Annotated in this window: 2 protein-coding genes; both read right to left on the bottom strand. The window is 64.2% G+C overall.

Going from position 1 to position 983, the window contains the following annotated elements:
- On the bottom strand, positions 1-481 hold a 481-nt coding region (locus WG900_RS20135), incomplete at its 3' end, for a lytic transglycosylase domain-containing protein (RefSeq protein WP_339970174.1).
- Between the two features lie 3 nt (positions 482-484).
- Positions 485-814 (bottom strand): DUF736 domain-containing protein, encoded by a 330-nt coding sequence (locus WG900_RS20130; protein WP_339970172.1) that lies wholly within the window; start codon positions 812-814, stop codon positions 485-487.
- Positions 815-983: the final 169 nt, after the last annotated feature.

Raw genomic sequence — 983 nt, 5'->3', positions numbered from 1 at the left:
TCGGTGCAATCTTGGCGACATAGGCGCGGGTTTCGGCCGGGAGCGGACGACTGCGATCCCGCCAGTCTTCATAGCGGCCTGGTCCCGCATTGTAGGCAGCCAGGAAGCCGGGGGCGCCGTAGCTGTCATACATTTCACGAAGGTAGGATGTACCCGCCATGATGTTATCGCGTGGGTCGAACGGGTCAGGTCCAAGCCCGAACCGGGTGCGCTGCCGAGCCCAGGTTCCGGGCATGAGTTGCATCAGGCCCATCGCTCCCGCTGACGAAACTGCGCCGATCCGGCCCGCGCTTTCGGTGCGCATCACGGCATAGATCCAGTGCTCGGGAATGCCGAACCGCTTCGCAGCCTCGGCGACGTGCGAAGCAATGTCGACGACGCGTTGCTGGGCCTGTTCGGCAGCGTTCTGCGCAGACGCAGGCAAAGCGCCGAACAGGGCGAGCGCAGAACAAACGATACGAAGCGAGCAGTTCCGGCGCATGTCTCAGTCGCCCTTTTCGCGGCGCGATGGGCGCGACCAGACCAGAACGTGGCTATTGGCATCGGCCTTGAACAAGTTGGCGCGCAGCGGCTGCACAAACGAAGGATCGTCGATCTGAACGCTGACATAGTCACCAGCCTTCTCGCCGACATGCTTCCAGCCTGCGCCAACTTCGCGCGCCGCATCGCCTTCACCGGCGACGACGCGGAAGTCGGGTGCGTTCTCGCTGCCCGGCGAATCTGCCGGAACGAGGGCGAGATGGATGTCGAGCGTCAGCGTGTGCAGATGCCCGGCAAAGCCGCCATCGGCGGCAACAAATGTTCCGATACGCATGGGTTCAGTCTCCTTGGGTGTTGCTTGGGGAAGTGCCGGAGCCGCGCGGATCGGCGAACCATTGATGGTCGCCATTGCCCGCTTCATCGGTCCAGATCGGCGCCGCGCGGCCGATGACATCGGCATCACGCAGCACGCCGAAATAGCGGCCGTCGAAGCTGCCGGGCGC

This window comes from Novosphingobium aquae (genome assembly GCF_037572715.1).
GTDB lineage: Bacteria > Pseudomonadota > Alphaproteobacteria > Sphingomonadales > Sphingomonadaceae > Novosphingobium > Novosphingobium aquae.
This window is presented reverse-complemented; position numbering and strand designations above follow the sequence as displayed.